The sequence below is a fragment of the Leuconostoc sp. S50 genome, from assembly GCF_016624925.1.
Taxonomy (GTDB): Bacteria; Bacillota; Bacilli; order Lactobacillales; family Lactobacillaceae; genus Leuconostoc; species Leuconostoc pseudomesenteroides.
The window spans coordinates 65,381-84,862 of record NZ_JACVUE010000010.1; the positions used below are offsets into that span (position 1 = coordinate 65,381).

Here is a 19,482-nt window from a genome sequence, read left to right on the forward strand (position 1 = left end):
GAAATGAAAACTAAGAGTCGTGCAAAACTGTTTTTGAGTGTAGTTGTAGCTTCGTTTGGTCTACTTGCACTTGGGGTAAATTCTGTTAATGCTGATAGTAACCAAGCGGTAAGTCAATCACAAACGTCTGAAAAGCAAATGGGTAAAGTAGTGGTTCAATATGTGGATCAGTTTGGAGATTACGTTTTCCCATCTCGAACGGATGAAGGCGAAGTCGGCATTGATTATCATGTTCAAACGTCTGCACCAGTGCTAGCTGATGCCACAGTACAATGGCCAAGCGAATCGGATTTTCCAAAAACATATACAGCTCAAACACAATACATCACATTTAAATATACGCGCGAGCTAAACGCAGGAACGATTACCGTTCAATTCAAAGATGACGCAGGCAATCAAGTTGCACCAAACAAAGTAATACAGGGCTATATAGGTCAAGCATTTCCTTGGTATATTAGAGTTGGAGTTACCGAAAATTCCACTGGTAGGCATATAGTTGGTGACACATCAGCATTTAACGCAATTCCAAGAACAGTAACTGTTGTTTTTGATAGAAAAGTGAGCAGCTCTTCAGCAGACACAACTTCTGCAAGTCAAGATACATCACAAGCAAAAGATGTGAAGACGGTTCAGAGCAATTCATCCACTAGTAACTCGGCTGTCTTACCAAACACAAATGCATCAAAGAGTAGTGTAGCAACAGTACCTGTTTTGCTTGTTGCAGGTATGATTGTTGTTTTGATATTTGGAATAGGATTAGTAAAAAACAAAAAGTAAACGCAAAAACCCGCTCGACTGGATTATTTCTGGTTGGGCGGGTTTTTGTTACCTTTGTGTAGCCCTTGTAGCCTAAAAAAGTTAATTTTGGTTACATTTTAATACACTACAAAAGCCCGTTGAAACGTTGTTAAATCAACATTTATGCAAATAAAAACCGTTTCCTCAACATTTGTGAGAAAACGGGAAATATGCCGATGACAGGAATCGAACCTGCACGATGTTGCCATCATACCGACCTGAACGGTACGCGTCTGCCAGTTCCGCCACATCGGCAAATCAACTCCCTTATTATACCCGAAAAAAAGAGGGTTGACAAATTTTCTCAATAAGGTATTCTAATGTTACGTAAGAAAAGGAAATAGTAATGACAGTATTCACATTCAATCTAGCTTCTTCCTCCACTCAATCACTCGTGTGATTGGGATTCTTTGCGTATGATAACGTGGAATTGCTGACGACATGAGTTTAACAACTGATGTCGTCTTTTTGTATACTGAAAGGAATGGTCATGGTAACGTATAATTTTTCGGCGGGTCCGGGTGTACTTCCGACCCCAGTTATTTCCCAAATTCAGGCAGATTTGGCACAAAATGAATTCACACATCTGTCCATTTTGGAAATTTCACATCGTTCGGCACAGTTTGAAACAATAATGGCCAGTGCGCAGCAACGCCTGCGTGATTTGATGTCTATTCCCGACGAATATGGTGTTGCATTTGTTCAAGGCGGTGGTTCGTTACAATTCGAAATGTTACCGTTGAATTTGGCAACAGACAAAAAAAGCATTGCGGTTCTTGATTCTGGCAATTTTGCGGCTAAAGCGGCACAAGCTGCTCAAATGTTAGGTAAAAAAACGACAATTGTTGGCTCAAGCAAGCCACAACATTATCGTTATTTACCAAAATTAGCGGGTGATTTTGATGCGAATGCTTATGATTACTTGCATATCACGACTAACAACACAATTGAAGGTACAACCTATCATCAGGATAAATTACCGCAAACAACTGGTCGTTTAACGGCTGATATGAGCTCGAACATTTTGGCAGAACCGTATGATATTAAACAATTTGATGCCGTTTTTGCCGGCGCCCAAAAAAATCTTGGTCCTGCTGGCGTCACACTCGCCATTGTCAAAAAAGATTGGTTAGCTTCGCAATCAATTGAAAACGTCGGTCCAATGATGCGTTATCAAAATTATTTAGATAAAGATTCAATGTATAACACACCGCCAGTATTTTCTATTTATGCCCTTGACCTAGTCTTGTCTTGGGTACAAGCAGCGGGTGGTGTTGATGAAATGACGCGTCGTAATCAATTAAAAGCAGCTAAGTTGTATGATTTCTTGGACGAATCTTGTTTGTTTGAGGCACCAGTAAAGACCTCAGACCGTTCATTGACCAATATTGTTTTCACGACAAATGACGCAAAGCGTGATGCACAAATAACTGCTCAAGCAAAAGAAAATGGTTTATTTAATCTTGGTGGTCATCGTTCTGTTGGCGGTTTTAGAGCGTCACTTTATAACGCTCAGCCAATGGCAGCCGTTGATGCGCTGATTGAATTTTTAAACAAAGTAGAAAAAGGATAAGCAATGACTAATATAAAAACGTATAATGCCATTAGCGGCAAGGGTTTGGATTATTTATCGCAACATGGTTATGATATTAATGCGCAAGAATCACCCAAGGGAATTTTGCTACGTTCACAGAATCTATTTGACGAAGTGATTCCAGATACTGTAAGAGCCGTTGTTCGCTCGGGTGCTGGTTTTAATAATATTCCGGTTGCAGATTTGTCAAAACGGGGAATTGTTGTCTTTAACACGCCTGGTGGTAACGCAAATGCTGTTAAAGAATTAACCATTGCCTCATTGATTTTAGCAGCCCGTCCGGTAGTTGGGGCAATCAGATTTGCTAACCAGACACGTGGTGGGGATGTGTCATTGCGGACTGAATCAAATAAAGGCGGCTACCGAGGCACAGAGTTGGCTGGCAAAACGCTGGGTGTGATCGGATTGGGGAATGTGGGATCTAAGGTCGCCAACACAGCTTTGGCTTTGGATATGGATGTGATTGGCTACGATCCGGGTCTAAATGCTAATACAGCATGGCGAATAGATCGCCATATTGCTCACGCGCGCAATGTTGAAGAAGTCTTGCGTCAAGCAGACTACGTCACTGTGCATATTCCAATGGAAGAAAAGAACCAGCACTTTATTGACGCTAGCAAGCTGCAATTAATGAAACCCGAAGCGGCACTGTTGAATTTGTCGCGTGGTGGCATTGTTGACGATCATGCGGCTAAAGCCGCATTGGATAGTGATCAGCTACGTATGTATATCACTGACTTTGCTGATGATGTTTTGTTTGATAATCCTAAAGTGATTATCACACCACATATTGGGGGCTCGACAATTGAAGCTGAAGATACAAGCGCTCTGATGGCAGCCAAGGAGTTAGATGAATATTTGACTAGCGGTAATATTATTAATTCTGTAAATTATCCTGATGTTAATGAACCATTTACCACCAACTATCGTGTTGGTATAATTCATGAGAATGTACCAAACATGATTGGTCAAATCTCTGCCTTTTTTGGAGATAATGGCATTAACATTGAGCAATTGAGCAACCGCGCTGTGGGACAATACGCCTATACTTTGGTAGCAATCAATGATTTTACATCAGCGCAACAGGAACATGTCAAAACAGCTTTGGATGAAATTCCACATGTGATTTTAACAAGACGTTATCAAAATCCAAATATGATGATTAATGATTAAAGGAGATAATATGACACAAGAATTACAAGAGCAAGCCATTGCACAGTTAGCAAAGCGTGGCGTTGAAATTGAAGATATTGCAGAAGGCACTCGTACTTTCTTAACTGACAAATACCACGATGATCTCGATGAGCAAATATTGACACAAGCTATATCACGTGTGTTACATAAAGACGAAGTAGCAGATATTATTTTGACAGCGCTTTATTTGGATGAACAAGCGGAAACGATGCCAGATGATCAACCGTTAAAACCTCGCCTGCAACGAGATGCTAATGGCCATAATGTCGATGAAATTTTAGCGATTGCAATTACCCAGCAATTCTCTGCGGCTGCAACTGTTCATTACGGTTTATTAGATGACCTGAAGCCAGGATTGATTGGTGTTATCAACGATAAAACGGATAGTATTAATGTTTATCTTGACGATATCTTGGCAGCGCTAATTGCCAGTGCTGCCATGACATATTTGGAATTACTTGGTGGTAATAACTATTAAACGCAGCAATGCGTTTTTTTTGGACACAAATTCTTCATAATGCCTAAAATTCTTACTTATCTCAACATGATTAGGTCAATAATTATTCACTTTCTTTTTTTAAAATAGAAATATAATATGACTGGTTAGAAATTGAAGGGGAGAAAGAACAATGGATATGGCACCTCAAAAACATTATGTTTGGGTCAATCAACGGCGCACAATTGCATCACTTCTGTTAGCGAAAGAAAAAGATTGGGAAACAAAAATTGATAAAGTTTCGGACAGAAACGCTGCTGAATTTACAAATCAATTCGATTTTGACTTAATTTTTCATCCTGATAAAATCGTCCGAGATGAAGTCCTTGAGTCAATGCGAAGATTGCAAGTGCCACCACATCTTGTTAATAATACCGATGTTCAAACTGCTTTGGAAAAACTAAAAAAATGTTTTAGTACAGCAAAATCCAATGATGAACTAATAACAGCGCGTCGATTCTTACACGACACTATGCTGGCATCAGAAAAAGTGCATCAAAAAACACTCCGCCAGGCTAAGATGACACTATATGATGTGAAACCGGTTGGAAATGAAATTAAGGTCAAACAGGAAGTTTTTTCGTTGGCGCAATTGTTATTAAACCCTGAATCAAGTACTGAAGCGTTGGCTACCGCAATTACTAATTTGACAGCCGCAACTGTTTTGGCACGAATTGATCGAAAAATAGCATTTTTAGATTTAACTGCGGACCCAAGTACCAGATTATATAGGAGAATGTCTGATGCACAATTATTGGGAACAAACCAAATTGGTAATTTAACAAATTTAGCACCTAAATATCGTGGTGATTTAGCAAAGTTGTTAAAGCGTTATAAGATTTTATCTTCCGAAAATGTGTACCAACAGTTGAATACGATGTTACTTCAAGCAGCAAAACAACGTCATGAAAATTGGGACGAATTGTATCAAAATGCTGAAAAAGAGCTTGACGCTTTATTGCAACAACGTGAAAAATTCGACCGTCATTTAGAAGAGATAATGGCAAACATGAGTACTACTAGTGTTGCAATCGAACCTGATGTTAAAATTGTCATTGAATTTATTCAAGCCATGTTTAAAGGCGCCATGGAAGATGAACAATTTGTGCTTAAATTGTTATCTGAACGTGTGACACAGGCAACAATTGAACGTGAAAAAGCAGTTGAGTTTGCTGAGATATATCTTAATGATCTGTACATGAGTCGTTGGTCAGAGGATAATGATGTTCAAATTGATGCACTTATACTAGACAATACATTATACGATAGCAAGGCGACAATCTCGTCCATCTATTCTCTAACCAATCGATTAAGATCATCAGTACGACGGAAACAAGCTGAGCTGGATGAAGCATTGAAACTGGCACGTCAATTGCTCATGACAATGAATGGATCGTTTCAAGATAAAGAAATTGTTAGCGATATAAAATACTTAAAAAAAACCATGAAGTCATTAGATTCAAAAGCCATCATGGCTGCCTACCAGCAATTGCAAGCCACTCAGAAAATGATTAATGCATCAACAAAAACGGAGAAAAGTCAGCTAGATCTTCTCTTGGAGGAAATTTTTCAGAGTAGCGTGGCCAATGAACCAACGTTACAAAAACTAATTGCTCACATTCATACCTGCGAGGGATTCGCCGCCATGAAAAAGACACATCATGATTTGTCAGAGACATTTATCGATTTGCAAACGGCTAGGCAAGGCGTTACTGCGATGGCAACTATGCTATTGAAACAATCGAATAGACGTGTTTTTAAAAAAGAGTTAATCGTGCAGAAAGCACAGAAACAGTTGTTGTCTATATTAGATGATTCATCAACAACTGCTGAAATTTTAGTCGCTGTCAGAAACCTACGTGGGGCCCTTGATCAAGTTAAACTGATGCTACAACGACTAGCTAGATAGTTATCATATAGGTCAAACTGGTAAATTGTTCGTTTTTTTGATAAAATAAGTTGAATATTCATATTTCAAGGAGATGACACAATGTCAGGACATAGTAAATGGCATAACATCCAAGGTCGTAAAAACGCCCAAGATGCTAAGCGTGGTAAGATTTTTCAAAAGCTGGCACACGACTTATATGTTGCTGCAAAGGCTGGCGGTGCAGATCCAGAGATGAACGCGTCATTGCGTTTAGTCGTTGAAAAAGCTAAGGCAGCTAACATGCCAAAGGACAACATTCAACGTGCACTTGATAAAGCATCTGGTGCCGGTGGTGCAAAGTTTGAAGAAGTGACCTATGAAGGTTATGGCACAGCTGGTGTCGCTGTGTTAGTTGAAGCATCAACGGATAACATTAATCGTACAGTTTCTACCGTTCGTAATTCATTCAAACATGCTGGTGGTGCTTTAGGCACATCTGGTTCAGTTGCTTTCCAATTTGACCGAAAAGGTTACTTAGCAATTGATCGTGAAGCGTATCCTGATTTGGATGAAGACACCGTTTTGGAGGCGGCGTTGGAAGCTGGTGCCGAAGATGTTCAAACTGCTGATGAAGTATTTGAAATTTACACTGACCCAGCAGACTTTCAGACGGTTGAAGGTGCTTTGACTGAAGCTGGTTTTGTCTTTGAAGACGCAGAGATTACGATGATCGCGCAGAACCCAATGACAATTACCGATGAAGATCGCGAAAAACTAGATCATTTGGTTGATGAACTTGAAGAAAATGAAGACGTTTTGGCTGTTTATACGACGGCAGACTGATTTAAAAGGACATTATATGTCTTTTTTTATTTCTATAAATTCGATGAGGCAAACGTTTCAAACAATAATATTAGAAATTAACATCACTTTTCTCAAAAATAAATTTATAATTATGGTAAAATAAATAGGTAAAAGGCGGTTATCACATTTAATGTTCGTGTTTTACACAAAAATGAACGATGATAGAGGGACACTCACGGATAGGCGCAAACAGGTTAGTTATTCTGAATGCAGAATGCTGGCTTTCTCCGACAAACCTATCCCGTCTGAAAGCAGCTATCGGCGTAACAGGAGAAAAATATGTCTGGTGTAATTGTTGTTGGTTCCCAATGGGGCGATGAAGGTAAAGGAAAAATCGTTGATTTTTTCGCTGAACATGCGGATGCTGTTGTCCGTTACCAAGGTGGTAACAATGCGGGACACACAATCTGGCATGGTCAAACAAAATTTGAATTGTCTGCATTACCATCTGGAATCATCACGAAAGGTCAACTAGCAGTACTTGGCAACGGCGTTGTTGTCAATCCCGAAGCACTTTTAGCTGAAATTAAGGAAGTTGAAAGCCAAGGAATTACGATTGAGAATTTGCGTATTTCAAACCGCGCACATGTTATTATGCCGTACCACATTGCGTTGGATAAGGCCTCTGAATCTGCTTCAAATAATCGAATTGGTACGACAAAAAAAGGTATCGGTCCTGCCTACACGGATAAAATTTCACGTGTTGGTATTCGCGTGGCTGATTTGATTGATCCAGAAGTATTTGGTAAGTTGCTAAAAGAATACTTGCCATTTAAAAATGCCCAATTGACTAAATTGTATGGTGAAGAAGCGTTAGATTACGATGACATTTACCAAACTTATGTTGAATATGGTCGTCAGTTGGCACCTTATGTGACAGATACGTCTTACTTGTTGGGGCAGTTGATGAAAGATGGCAAACGTGTTGTATTTGAAGGTGCACAAGGTGTGATGCTTGATGTTGACCACGGTACGTATCCTTATGTGACAAGCTCTAATCCAACAGCAGGTGGTGTGATGAACGGTGCGGGTGTGGGACCAAAGCAAATTCAAGATGTTGTTGGCGTTATTAAAGCTTATACATCTCGAGTTGGTGAAGGACCTTTCCCAACAGAATTGTTTGATGATATTGCTGATCACATTCGCGAAGTGGGTCACGAGTACGGCGTGATTACTAAGCGCCCTCGTCGTATTGGCTGGTTAGACGCGGTTGCTTTGCGACACGCGGTACAAGTTTCTGGTTTGACTAAGTTAGCCATTAACTCATTGGATGTTTTGTCAGGTTTGAAAAAATTAAAAATTGCGACTTCATATACTTATAAAGGTGAAGAAATTCATCATTTCCCAGCTTCAGATACTTGGTTTAATGGATTGGACATCAATTGCGAAACATTGCCAGGTTGGGATGAAGACATTACTGGTGTGACAACATTTGAAGAATTACCAGTCAACGCGCAACATTATCTCCAACGTATTTCTGAATTGTTGGAAGTTGATTTGTTGAGCTTCGCCGTAGGGCCAACGCCAGAACAAACCCATTTGTTGGAACCTGTTTGGCATGAATAAGATATATTAGTAGAACCGAAAGGTTCTTTTTTATTGCAAAAATATACATTAAAAATCAATTTATACAACTTTTAAATGTATATAAGCGTTGTTTTATTGCATATATAAACAGGGCGCGCTAATATATAAACAACAAATAACTAAAACAAAAACAGCGAGGACATTATCATGACAGAAAAATTAGTATTAGCTTATTCAGGTGGGTTGGATACCTCAGTAGCCATTCCTTGGTTGAACGAAAAAGGTTATGACGTTATCGCTGTCGTTTTAGACGTTGGTCAACATGGCAAAGATATGGACATGATTCAAGCCAAGGCATTGCAGGTTGGCGCCACACAGTCGATTGTTATTGACGCAAAATCAGAATTTGCTGAGCAATACGTCGCACCAGTTATCAAAGCAAACATGATGTATGAAGGCGAATATCCAATGGTTTCTGCTTTGTCACGTCCTTTGATTATCAAAAAATTGGTTGACATTGCACATGAAAATGATGCCGTTGCCATTGCTCACGGTTCAACTGGGCACGGTAATGATCAAGTACGGTTTGAAGCAGCTATCCATGCGCTTGATCCTGAAATGAAAATTGAAGCACCAATTCGTGATTTCCAATGGTCGCGTGAAGAAGAAATTGAATACGCCCATGCACATGACGTGCCAGTGCCTATCGATTTGGACTCACCATACTCAATTGATGAAAACTTGTGGGGACGTGCTAACGAAGCTGGTATTCTTGAAAACCCATGGAATCAAGCACCTGAAGATGCATACGCCTTAACACAGGCTATTGAAAACACACCTGATATACCAGAATTTATTGATGTGACATTTGAACAAGGCGTGCCGGTAGCGTTAAATGGTGAACAATTGCCACTTGCTGAACTAATTGTTGCAGTCAATGAAATTGCTGGTCAACATGGTATTGGTCGAATTGACCATATTGAGAATCGTCTGGTAGGCATCAAGTCTCGTGAAATTTATGAAGCGCCTGCTGCTGCGGTGTTGATGACCGCGCACAAGGATCTCGAAGATTTGACGCTCGAACGTGATGTGGCTCATTTCAAGCCATTAATTGAGCAACAATTAGCTAATCTCGTTTATGAAGCTAAGTGGGTATCACCTTTGTTTGACAGCTTGATGGCTTTCGTTGATGATACACAAAAAAATGTGAACGGTGTTGTCAAAATGAAACTTTATAAAGGTAATGCAATTGCTGTTGCGCGTCAATCAGAGCAAAATTCATTATATAACGAAGATTTGGCCACTTACACGGCTGCATCATCCTTTGACCAAGAAGCTGCTGTTGGCTTCATCAAGTTGTGGACATTGAGTAACACGGTGTATGAACAAGTGAACCATGTTCATTCACAACCAAAAAAAGATACAGTGAAATAAACAAGCGCTTCGGCGCGTACATAGCTTTGAAGAAGGGAAAGCACTGTTGCATTACGCAGTGCAAAAAATTGATATGAGTGATAAATTATGGGGTGGTCGTTTTACTGCCAAAGCATCTGAATGGGTTGATGAGTTTGGGGCGTCGATTCATTTTGATCAAAAAATGGCGGCTGAAGATTTAGAAGGGTCAATTGCCCACGCAAAAATGTTGGGCAAACAAGCTATTATATCAAGTGACGAATCAGCCCAAATTGTTGCTGGCTTAGAAAGTTTGCAACAAGAATTAACAGCGGGCAATTTGAGATTTGATGTTAAAAATGAAGATATCCATATGAATATGGAAGCGCTATTGACAGAAAAAATTGGCGCTGTTGCTGGCAAACTTCATACTGCGCGTTCTCGAAATGATCAGGTGGCAACTGATTTTCATCTTTGGGTTAAACACCGTTTACCACATGTGATGTCAGCCTTGACCGACTTGCAGAGTGAGCTATTATCATTGGCAGACAAACACGCCGGCACGATTATGTCTGGCTATACTCACTTACAACATGCCCAACCTATCACTTATGGTCATTATTTGTTAGCTTATTTTAACATGTTCCAACGTGATTACGAACGTTTTGAATTTAACCAAAAACATACAGACATTCTGCCACTAGGCGCTGCTGCTTTGGCGGGTACCACATTTCCCATTGATCGTGAATTTGTTGCGGGTGAGCTAGGCTTTAGTGATATTTATCATAATTCATTAGATGCTGTGTCAGATCGTGACTTTGCATTGGAATTTCTCGGCAATGCTTCGATTTTAATGATGCATTTATCACGTATGGCTGAAGAGTTAATTTTATGGTCGAGTTATGAATTTAATTATATTGAATTGTCAGATGATTTTTCAACAGGCTCTTCAATCATGCCTCAAAAAAAGAACGCTGATTTTGCAGAATTGGTGCGGGGTAAAACTGGCCGTACCTATGGCTCATTATTGGCGCTATTGACGACAATGAAATCTTTACCACTTGCTTATAACAAAGACATGCAAGAGGATAAGGAACAAGTTTTTGATGTGATGGATACCGTGATTGCCTCGGTGAAAATATTTACTGGCATGTTAAATGGCTTGACGGTTCATGAGGGACAGATGTTAGCTGCAACGCAAGATGACTTTTCAAATGCAACAGAACTCGCTGACTATTTAGCCACCAAAGGGGTGCCTTTCCGTGAAGCACATGCGATTGTTGGTCAACTAGTATTGAAGGGCATTCAGACACACACACCATTGCAAAAAATGACTCTGACCGACTTACAAGTTGCTGCACCTCAAATCGAGGCTGATATTTATCAAATTTTGGCTTCAGAAACGGCTGTTAATCGTCGCACATCACTTGGTGGCACGGCCGTGACCAACGTCAAAAAAGAAGTAACGCGCAATTATAAAATTTTGGAGGAGCGCCAATGAATTCACATTTCCAAGGTAAATCATTTTTGAAGGAGATTGATTTTACTAAAGCAGAGCTAGAAACCTTGATCGATTTGGCAGCGCATTTAAAGTCACTCAAACAACAAAATATTCCCCATCAGTATTTGGCGGGTAAAAATATTGCCCTATTATTTGAAAAAACGTCAACGCGGACACGTTCCGCATTCACAGTTGCGGCCAATGATTTGGGCGCACATCCAGAATTTTTGGGTCACAATGACATTCAATTTGGCAAAAAAGAATCGCTACAAGATACGGCAAAAGTTTTAGGCAGTATGTATGATGGTATTGAATACCGTGGCTTTTCTCAGAAAATTGTTGAAGAGTTGGCAAGCACAAGTGGCGTGCCAGTGTGGAATGGTTTAACAGATGAGTGGCATCCGACACAAATGTTAGCTGATTTTTTGACCATCAAAGAACATTTTGGTCATTTGTCAGGTATTACGTTGGCTTATTTAGGGGATGGCCGCAATAATGTTGCCCACTCTTTGTTGGTGACTGGCGCTATTTTGGGTGTTAATGTTCATATTGTGGCGCCTAAAAGTTTTCAGCCAACGGATGATGTGCAACAGTTGGCAAAACAAAAAGCTGCCGTATCTGGTTCAAAAATTACTATTACCGATGATGTTGATTTAGGTGTTTCAGGCGCAGATGTTTTGTATACAGACGTCTGGGCATCAATGGGTGAGGAAGACCAGTTCGCACAACGAATCGAACTATTGTTACCTTATCAAATCAATCATGAATTGGTAGCAAAAACGCATAATGATCGAGTTATTGTCCTGCATGATCTGCCAGCATTTCATGATGTGAAAACGACAATGGCACAAGATATTTATGACAAGTACGGTTTGACAGAAATGGAAATCACTGACGATGTCTTTAATGCACCGTATGCACATCAATTCCAACAAGCAGAAAATCGTTTGCACACAATTAAAGCAGTGTTAGCTGCGACACTAGGCAATCTTTATTTACCAAATCCTAACTAAAAAAAACAGCCGTTAGGCTGTTATTTTTTTACTTTCAATTGTGCAACAAGTCCAGCATCAGGGGTCACATAGAGTGTTTGCTGCCCTTCAAAAATGACGAAGCCAGGTTTTGCACCATTTGGCTTACGTAATTTACCAGCCGGTAAATAATCAACAGGAACATTAGCCGAATCTCTAGCTTTACTATAATAAGCAGCTAATTTGGCTGCCTCGATAAGTGTTGCTTCTGACGGATTGGCGTCATGAATGATGACGTGTGATCCAGGAATTTTCTGAACGTGTAACCAAATATCGCGACGATCAGCTTGCTTGAGCGAGAGACGCTCATTCTGCAAATTATTTTTTCCGACTTCAATGAGCGTGCCATCGCTGCTTTCAAATCTGTCGGGGTGTGACACTTTAGGTCGCTGTTTACTTTTCTTTTTGGTTCGAATATAGCCTTCTGTTGTTAATTCAATGCGGATATCTTCAACATCTTTTGGTGAAGCCACATCTAATTGCGCCATAATATTATTGAAATATGAAATTTCAGCGTCAGTGAGTGCCAACTGTTCATTGACAAAGTCAACTGCTGTCCGCAGCTTTCGGTATTTCGTGAAATATTTTTCCGCATTTTTGAGCCCATTTAGTTTAGGATCAAGTGTGATTGATAGTAAGTTATTGTTATCGTAGTAGTTTTCAATTTGTACGCTTGTCATGCCTTTTTCTACAAGGTGCGGATAGGTGATGAGCAAGTCGCCTTTGACTTTCAAATCATCGGCATTTTCTGCGTCTGATAGCGTATTTAAAAGCTTTTTACGTTTTGTGATATTTTTTTTGAGCTCGTTTTTAACAACACGGACTAATGATCCGGCTTGTTGATTAACACGCTCACGCTCAGCTTTACCAACGTAATAAGCATCTAACATTTCACCAATTGTGTCAAATGATTGCGCGATTTCAGATTCTTGTTGCCAATTAAATGCTGCATAACTGAACACACCGTTGGTTGATGTAAACAAGGTCGGTTGTGGCTTATCAAATTGTGCCAACCAATGACGTGCATTTGCCAAGTGGTCGCCATCCTGATTGATAGCGCGGGCTAAAGCCTGCGCACTATCGCGACTAAATCCTTGAAAGGTACTTTGAATTTGCTTTGCCCAATTGTCGAACGGCTCATCTAAAATCATAGATGCTAAGCTGTCTAAACCGCTCTGGAAAGGATTTAACAAATTTTGCGCTGGCGGCAAAATATAGGTTGCGCCTGGGAACAATGAACGGACGCGATTTTGGTCAGCGGGCACATGCTTGATGAGTTCTAGAATACGATTATCATGCTCACGTACGAGAAAAAGGTTAGAGTGGCGTCCCATCATTTCAAGCGTGACTCGAATTTCTTGTACATCGCCTAGTTCGTCGCGTGCGTTAACATAAAAATTGATAATACGATCATTGTCAACTTGTTCAATTCGTTGTATTTTAGTACCTTCCAAATAGCGTCGCAAAAACATTACAAAATTTGGTGCGGTTTGTGGATTTTCGTACGGAATATAGGTGATTTGTGCGCGCGCGTAACTTGGATGCGCGCTCAAAAGTAGTGGATAATTCTGCCCGTTGTTACGTACAACAAGGACGATTTCGTTTGAATAGGGTTGATGTACTTTGGTGATACGGCCACCCGTTATCAATGTATTAAGCTCATGAACGATGGCATGAGTGAAGAGTCCATCTAATGGCATTTGATTAGCTCCTGACTAATGTTTTTTAAATGTTGATTTAACAGCTTTAACGTTGATATATCAACGTTTTAATAAGTTTCGCTTTTACTAATGATAACTATTAAATACTATTGTTTTCTATGTCATTTGTACACTTTTTGTACACTTTATAAATCATTTAAGAGTGATATTGTTTTATCTTCTTCTTGGTCACGAAGTGACTTTAACAAATGAGAATAAACTTGTTGAGTGATAGAAACATCAGCGTGTCCTAAACGTTCTGATACATATTGAATTGCAACGCCTCTTGAAATTAAGTAAGAAGCATGAGAATGTCGCAACGCATGAAATGTTACATCTTTAATTCCCAACTCTTTTATTGTAACATGTAAAAATCGTGTTACTCTTTGAGCGTTTGAATTAATAATATAATCATCTTTTTTTGTTTTAATGTTCTTCAGTATTTTTAGAAGTGTGTCATCAACTTTTATTGTCCTGATGCTGTTTTTAGTTTTTGGTTCTCTTTCATTACGGAACATATCAAGTGACTTAGTTACGGATAATTCTTTATTTTTATAGTCAATATTAGATTGACGTAGTGCCGCTACTTCACCAAAGCGCAGTCCGGTGTGAATTGAAATTATCATGGCCAAAAATACATCGTTTTCTAAATAATGATCATAGGCGTAGCTTTCCAATTTTTTCATTTCATCAAATTCTAAAAACTTCATGCTGCTATCTTTTCCGTCTAAACCAACTGTTTTAACTCGGATAGTGGGGTCACGTTTTATCATTCCCTCCGCATAGGCATCTTTGAGTGATTGAGCAATATGAACACGGCGCTTGTTAACTGTTTCTTTACTATGGTTGCTGCCATAGTCATTTACAAACTTCTGAAAGTCACTCCTATCAAAGTCGGCTAATCTCATAGCTGGTAAATATTTTTTGATAACATGTTCTGTTGTTCTGTATTGAAATAAGGTAGCGGGGGCAGTATCTGTTTTATAGATAGATACCCAACGTGTAAAGTAATCAACCAACAGCTCGTCTGAATAGTTTTGCTCATCATCATCTAGTTTTTTAGCTTCAATTTGCGTAGCCCATGCTCTTGCTTCAGTTTTATTTTTAAAACCTGATTTTGTTTTTTGCTTATATTTACCATTCACTGGTATTGATACTTTAACACGATAAGTTCCTGCATCTGTTTTGAAAATTGAAGCCATAATAAAAACCTCCTTTAAAAAGGGGGCTTATATCTGTTATAATCTAATAGAACGCCCCGTGCGTTTATTCTATAATGTTGAGCACGCCTAGTCTTTAGTCGGATGGGTGTGCTTTTTTATTTATTTTAATTTTGATTCGATAGCGTTTTTAATTTCTAAAATAGTTGACTTTTCTCCCTTTGAGAAGGCAATCGTATTCTCGTCTTTAACAGCTGACCAAACACCAGCTTTAACATCTGATGATCCTGGGTAGATAAACTGCATATAGCCAGTTGTTACGCCAGGTTCTTTTATTTGGAATGCCGTAATAGTACTTAACAAAATGCTTTTTTCACCATCTAATCCCTGTAAGATAGCATTATTAAGACCGCCTCGTGCAATTCTTAGAAACTTATTGTCTAGCCGTATTGTTGTTTTACTAGATTTAATGTAAAAAGTTGTTTCAGATTCAGTTGGTTGAAATAGATCTACGTGTTCTTTGTCTGCAAAAAGTCCCATGCTTTTGTCTCCTAAAGCCTTTTTGTGTGGTTACTTAGCACATAAACCTATTCTACAACACTAAGCGACTGAAATATTTCATTTGCGTAACGTTCGAGCCAAGAGGGCACGTGATAATATTCCATAAAACCATTAACGGTTGTTGGCATTTCAATAGACATTAATATTCTGATAGCATTTCTATGAGCAAGTAGTTCTTCTCCGCGCTTACCGAATTCGCTGAATTGATATACAGCTTGCGCTTCATGATCACCATATAATATGTGGCTTAGTTCGTGCGATAGTCGGTAACAATAATCCACACCGATATCGAAATTAGCATTCATTATGATGGCACGACTTTTTACTAAAGCTGTGTCAGGCACGTGAGAAAGTAAATTATCAGCTAGTATAACAATTACGTTGTTTTTACGAGCTATTGATTCAACGTTTTGAACAATTTCAGGATATAGTTGCTCACTGTAATTGTAAAATTCTGTCATTTATTCTCCTTCTCACGTAAGGAAATAATATAACGTGCATAATCACGTAACTTCTCTTTTTCAGATTCTTCTATTTCCATGCCATCGAAAGCAAGAATGGTTTCGTCATCTAAAATATCAGTCACTTTTGATGAATTTGAAACAGAGTTCAAATCTTCAGTGCGTCCCAGAAGGTAATCTGTTGATACATTTAAAATGTCAGCAACCTTTTGGAGGTTGTCCGCTTTTGGCGTAGATTTTTTCCAATCATATATAGAGTTTTCGGCCAATCCTGCTTTAATGGCTAGATTTTTTAATGAATATCCTCGTTGTTTTGACAAATTTATTGTGCGCTCATACAGTGTCATTGTAGGTTTTTCCTTTTTAAAAACACAAAAATTATGAAACTTCCCGTTTTATTGTTGACAATTACAAAACTTCCAGTTATACTAATTCTTGTAAGTTAGTTACTAAGTTCTAAGCAAAACAAAAACACCTACAAATTTATCTATCTTGGCGGAGCGATAAGGTTAGTAGCCCTTTGTTTATGCTTGTTTACTATGTCATTATATTATGAAACTTCCATAATGTAAAGCAAAACTTACAACTAATTATATGAAACTTACTAAGTTTTGTAGGAAAGGAGATACATACATGACAGAACAAATGATTGTAGACGCTGCAAAGATGTTTAAAAAGCGTGTTAAAGATGGTCTGTTTGACCGAGAAATGACTCAACGAGATTTAGCAAATGCGGTCGGTGTCACCGAAGCAGTGTTGAGTTTAGCAATTAACACTTACGCAGTAAACAAGCAATCTCGTGAGGTTCGCGAAAAGGTTAGAAAGTTGCTAGACATTCAGGACATTTAGAAAGGAGGCAAACAAATGTCATTATCAATCAACGGTGCGAGATTATTAGACATTACTGGTCTACAAAAAGAATTGGAAGGTCCATCTCGTGACTTGGTTAGAGAGATTACATTAGAGCCAAATTTTCCAGTTCGCAAAATCAGGTCGAAAGAATTTTATCCCGAGCATTTAGTTGCAAAGTGGATTGCAGATACAACTAGACCAAGAAAGTTTTAGGAAGGTAAGCAATATGTGGTTTTTACAATTAGTGGTGCTAATCGTTCTAGTGGGCGGTGCATTCCTAATGGGTGCATCAGTTGGTGAAAAACAAGAACGCAAGCAACAAGAAAGAATTAAGTGGTATCAGGATAGGCAACAAGGAGGTAACAGATGACAGTACCGGATTCGTTAAAAGCTTATGGCGGTGATATTCAAAAAGAACCAGTTGGTTACGAAATTCAGTTGTACGATTTGAGCGGTCGTGGTTATTACAAACAAAAATTTGACAGTGAAGCAAAAGCAGACAATGCCATTGCTGAAAATGTTGATGAGTTGAATGAGATAGCCATAGCTTTAGACACACAGCAGAAAGAGCAGGTGTACAAGTATGACTGACCGTGATTTGATTGCAAAGATTGAACGCCTAAAAGGTGATGTGATCAATATCAATACCGAAATTCCATCAAGTCAAAAGATGGTCAAAAAGTACGGAAAAGACGTTGTGGTCATGCTAAACATCATGATTGGCAGGTTAAGTAATGTACATGAATTATGACGTAATGATAGCCAACATGGAAGCCGAACGCAATAAGGCAAATGATGACTTGCAATATTATCGTCGGTTCACAGCACCGATGCACAACGGTTTTACACGTAAGCAGATGATACGTCAGTTGACTAATCGTAAACGAATGTTAGACGCACGTATCAGACGTTTAATTGAACAAAAAAACGCCCAATAACGACTGCAATCGCTTGGACGTAATAAAAATAGGATAGGTACATTATAGCACATGAAAGAGGAAGCTAAGCTACAAACAAAAATCATCAAGTTTCTAAGGCATGAGGGACGATTTGTGATTAAGACACAAGGCGGGACACCTGGAACAGATACAGGAACACCTGACATTGTCACAATTTACCCAGATGGACGATTTATCGGTTTAGAAATTAAACGACCTGACGGCGGTGGCATTGTCAGTCCTGAACAGAAGGCTATTGGAAAGCAAATCAACCGCAACAACGGTTTGTGGTATGTGATTGATAGCTGGGAAAAGTTTGAGGAGGTCTGGCGAGATGTCACAACCCTCATTTAAATTATATGACGCACAACGTGAACAAGTTGAAAAATCACAACCAACCTATTATTACATCATGAAAATGGGAACGGGTAAGACGGTTGTTGGCTTATCGCACGCCATGAAATGGTTTCCTGATAAAGATGTGATAGTAGTTGCACCACGACAAGTTTTTAATGCTAAATCATGGCAAAAGGACGCAGAAAAAGTTGGCTTCAAAAACGACTTGAAAGTTGTCAAGACAGATGGCGTTAAGAAATTAACCACTGACGAAGTAATGGGTAAGGTATTGATTATTGATGAAGCTCACAAGTTCAAAAATAATTCAGCACGATCTAAACGACTGCAAGAACTATTGAGGTTATCAGCAGGGTTTGTTTTTCTATCTGGAACACCAACCAATGGCAAAAGTGATGACCTTGAAATGTACGCCTTGTACTTTAGACACGTTAGAACACGTAAGCAGTTCAAAGACTTGTACAAGGTTGCAGAGACGCCACATTGGAGCAAATATCCTATCTGGCATGTTGGTAAGAATGAACAGCAGTTGATTGACTGGTTTAAATCAATTACATCAGATGTCGTGACCTTAGATGATATTGCCGAACTACCTGATGTAATTGAGAACATTATTGATTTTGACCCAGACCGTGAGTACAAGAAAACTAAAATGTCGTATCGAAAAGACGACAAGGTTATCTTTGCTAATCCAACAGCAAGACGTGTGTATCAGAGACAAAATCAGAACAACAAGGCAAAACTTGAATGGCTTGATAGCGTCAGAGAAGAGTATGCAAAAGACAAAACAATCATCTTTTACACGTATGACAACGAGCTTGATTTGTTGAATGAATCGTTGAAAGATTACACGGTTGGTCATGTCAACGGTCATGAGTACACACCAGGTGGCGACTTCACTTTAATCCAAATCACAAGTGGTTCAGGGTTGACGTTGAACGAGTATAAGCACGCAATATGGTGGTCGTTGCCTGATAGTTTCATTGACTTTGACCAGTCAAAATATCGCAATTATCGTATCGGTCAAGACAATAAAATCACACGTGATTATCTAGTAGTTCATGGCACGATTGACGACAATATATGGAACGCATTGGAGTTGAAACAGAACTTCAACGCAGAAATGTTTGAGGATTAAATAATGACAATTCACATGAGCCCGACAAGGGCATTGAAGTTTAACAAAAAC

The 19,482-nt window shown here is 39.1% G+C and carries 23 protein-coding genes and 1 tRNA gene; 18 read left to right on the forward strand and 6 right to left on the reverse strand.

Annotated features, from left to right (window positions below; genetic code table 11):
• Positions 1-3 precede the first annotated feature (3 nt).
• Positions 4-777 (forward strand): MucBP domain-containing protein, encoded by a 774-nt coding sequence (locus tag IAE53_RS08680; RefSeq protein ID WP_200136298.1) that lies wholly within the window; start codon positions 4-6, stop codon positions 775-777.
• A 192-nt stretch (positions 778-969) separates the two neighbouring features.
• Here the strand turns inward: IAE53_RS08680 and IAE53_RS08685 are convergent.
• A tRNA-Leu gene (locus IAE53_RS08685) sits at positions 970-1,053 on the reverse strand.
• 235 nt (positions 1,054-1,288) lie between these two features.
• Here IAE53_RS08685 and serC point away from each other — a divergent pair.
• From serC to argF, 9 genes are all read left to right on the forward strand, one after another.
• The gene (serC, locus tag IAE53_RS08690) at positions 1,289-2,371 is read left to right on the forward strand and encodes a 3-phosphoserine/phosphohydroxythreonine transaminase (RefSeq protein WP_200136299.1); all 1,083 of its coding nucleotides are present in this window, start codon (positions 1,289-1,291) and stop codon (positions 2,369-2,371) included.
• Positions 2,372-2,374: 3 nt separating this feature from the next.
• The gene (locus IAE53_RS08695) at positions 2,375-3,565 is read left to right on the forward strand and encodes a 3-phosphoglycerate dehydrogenase family protein (protein ID WP_200136300.1); all 1,191 of its coding nucleotides are present in this window, start codon (positions 2,375-2,377) and stop codon (positions 3,563-3,565) included.
• Between the two features lie 10 nt (positions 3,566-3,575).
• On the forward strand, positions 3,576-4,064 hold the full coding sequence (locus IAE53_RS08700; protein ID WP_200136301.1) for a phosphatidylglycerophosphatase A: 489 nt from the start codon (positions 3,576-3,578) through the stop codon (positions 4,062-4,064).
• A gap of 157 nt (positions 4,065-4,221) precedes the next feature.
• Positions 4,222-5,991 (forward strand): hypothetical protein, encoded by a 1,770-nt coding sequence (locus tag IAE53_RS08705; protein WP_233610721.1) that lies wholly within the window; start codon positions 4,222-4,224, stop codon positions 5,989-5,991.
• 81 nt (positions 5,992-6,072) lie between these two features.
• Complete coding sequence (locus tag IAE53_RS08710) at positions 6,073-6,795, forward strand: YebC/PmpR family DNA-binding transcriptional regulator (RefSeq protein WP_139967462.1); 723 nt, start codon at positions 6,073-6,075, stop codon at positions 6,793-6,795.
• A gap of 300 nt (positions 6,796-7,095) precedes the next feature.
• The gene (locus IAE53_RS08715) at positions 7,096-8,382 is read left to right on the forward strand and encodes an adenylosuccinate synthase (RefSeq protein ID WP_200136303.1); all 1,287 of its coding nucleotides are present in this window, start codon (positions 7,096-7,098) and stop codon (positions 8,380-8,382) included.
• Positions 8,383-8,550: 168 nt separating this feature from the next.
• Positions 8,551-9,777 carry an argininosuccinate synthase gene (locus tag IAE53_RS08720; protein ID WP_188357031.1) on the forward strand — a complete coding sequence of 409 codons (1,227 nt, stop codon included), beginning with the start codon at positions 8,551-8,553 and terminating at the stop codon, positions 9,775-9,777.
• A 73-nt stretch (positions 9,778-9,850) separates the two neighbouring features.
• Positions 9,851-11,236, forward strand: coding sequence for an argininosuccinate lyase (gene argH, locus IAE53_RS08725; protein ID WP_200136304.1), 1,386 nt, complete (start codon positions 9,851-9,853; stop codon positions 11,234-11,236).
• Positions 11,233-12,249, forward strand: a complete 1,017-nt coding sequence (gene argF, locus IAE53_RS08730) for an ornithine carbamoyltransferase (protein ID WP_200136305.1) — start codon at positions 11,233-11,235, stop codon at positions 12,247-12,249. The genes argH and argF overlap by 4 nt, the downstream gene beginning before the upstream one ends.
• A gap of 20 nt (positions 12,250-12,269) precedes the next feature.
• Here the strand turns inward: argF and IAE53_RS08735 are convergent, their stop codons facing one another.
• The 5 genes from IAE53_RS08735 to IAE53_RS08755 all read right to left on the reverse strand — a co-directional run bounded on the left by IAE53_RS08735 (position 12,270) and on the right by IAE53_RS08755 (position 16,496).
• Complete coding sequence (locus tag IAE53_RS08735) at positions 12,270-13,967, reverse strand: NFACT RNA binding domain-containing protein (protein ID WP_200136306.1); 1,698 nt, start codon at positions 13,965-13,967, stop codon at positions 12,270-12,272.
• A 146-nt stretch (positions 13,968-14,113) separates the two neighbouring features.
• Complete coding sequence (locus tag IAE53_RS08740) at positions 14,114-15,169, reverse strand: site-specific integrase (protein WP_200136307.1); 1,056 nt, start codon at positions 15,167-15,169, stop codon at positions 14,114-14,116.
• Between the two features lie 120 nt (positions 15,170-15,289).
• A complete protein-coding gene (locus tag IAE53_RS08745) occupies positions 15,290-15,667 on the reverse strand; it encodes a DUF4429 domain-containing protein (RefSeq protein WP_200136308.1) in 378 nt (125 codons plus the stop codon).
• Positions 15,668-15,714: 47 nt separating this feature from the next.
• The gene (locus IAE53_RS08750) at positions 15,715-16,149 is read right to left on the reverse strand and encodes an ImmA/IrrE family metallo-endopeptidase (protein WP_200136309.1); all 435 of its coding nucleotides are present in this window, start codon (positions 16,147-16,149) and stop codon (positions 15,715-15,717) included.
• Positions 16,146-16,496, reverse strand: a complete 351-nt coding sequence (locus tag IAE53_RS08755; RefSeq protein WP_200136310.1) for a helix-turn-helix domain-containing protein — start codon at positions 16,494-16,496, stop codon at positions 16,146-16,148. Before IAE53_RS08755 ends, IAE53_RS08750 begins: the two co-directional genes overlap by 4 nt.
• Before the next feature lie 286 nt (positions 16,497-16,782).
• Here IAE53_RS08755 and IAE53_RS08760 point away from each other — a divergent pair, with 286 nt between their 5' ends.
• The 8 genes from IAE53_RS08760 to IAE53_RS08795 are packed head-to-tail and all read left to right on the forward strand — an operon-like array spanning position 16,783 to position 19,431.
• Complete coding sequence (locus tag IAE53_RS08760; protein WP_200136311.1) at positions 16,783-16,998, forward strand: hypothetical protein; 216 nt, start codon at positions 16,783-16,785, stop codon at positions 16,996-16,998.
• A gap of 15 nt (positions 16,999-17,013) precedes the next feature.
• On the forward strand, positions 17,014-17,214 hold the full coding sequence (locus IAE53_RS08765) for a hypothetical protein (protein ID WP_200136312.1): 201 nt from the start codon (positions 17,014-17,016) through the stop codon (positions 17,212-17,214).
• 13 nt (positions 17,215-17,227) lie between these two features.
• The gene (locus IAE53_RS08770; RefSeq protein ID WP_200136313.1) at positions 17,228-17,371 is read left to right on the forward strand and encodes a hypothetical protein; all 144 of its coding nucleotides are present in this window, start codon (positions 17,228-17,230) and stop codon (positions 17,369-17,371) included.
• Positions 17,368-17,592 carry a hypothetical protein gene (locus tag IAE53_RS08775; RefSeq protein ID WP_200136314.1) on the forward strand — a complete coding sequence of 75 codons (225 nt, stop codon included), beginning with the start codon at positions 17,368-17,370 and terminating at the stop codon, positions 17,590-17,592. The genes IAE53_RS08770 and IAE53_RS08775 overlap by 4 nt, the downstream gene beginning before the upstream one ends.
• A complete protein-coding gene (locus IAE53_RS08780; protein ID WP_200136315.1) occupies positions 17,585-17,752 on the forward strand; it encodes a hypothetical protein in 168 nt (55 codons plus the stop codon). The genes IAE53_RS08775 and IAE53_RS08780 overlap by 8 nt, the downstream gene beginning before the upstream one ends.
• The gene (locus IAE53_RS08785) at positions 17,742-17,939 is read left to right on the forward strand and encodes a hypothetical protein (protein ID WP_200136316.1); all 198 of its coding nucleotides are present in this window, start codon (positions 17,742-17,744) and stop codon (positions 17,937-17,939) included. Before IAE53_RS08780 ends, IAE53_RS08785 begins: the two co-directional genes overlap by 11 nt.
• Positions 17,940-17,990: 51 nt before the next feature.
• Positions 17,991-18,293, forward strand: coding sequence for a VRR-NUC domain-containing protein (locus IAE53_RS08790; protein WP_200136317.1), 303 nt, complete (start codon positions 17,991-17,993; stop codon positions 18,291-18,293).
• The gene (locus IAE53_RS08795) at positions 18,274-19,431 is read left to right on the forward strand and encodes a DEAD/DEAH box helicase family protein (protein WP_200136318.1); all 1,158 of its coding nucleotides are present in this window, start codon (positions 18,274-18,276) and stop codon (positions 19,429-19,431) included. Before IAE53_RS08790 ends, IAE53_RS08795 begins: the two co-directional genes overlap by 20 nt.
• Positions 19,432-19,482 lie beyond the last annotated feature (51 nt).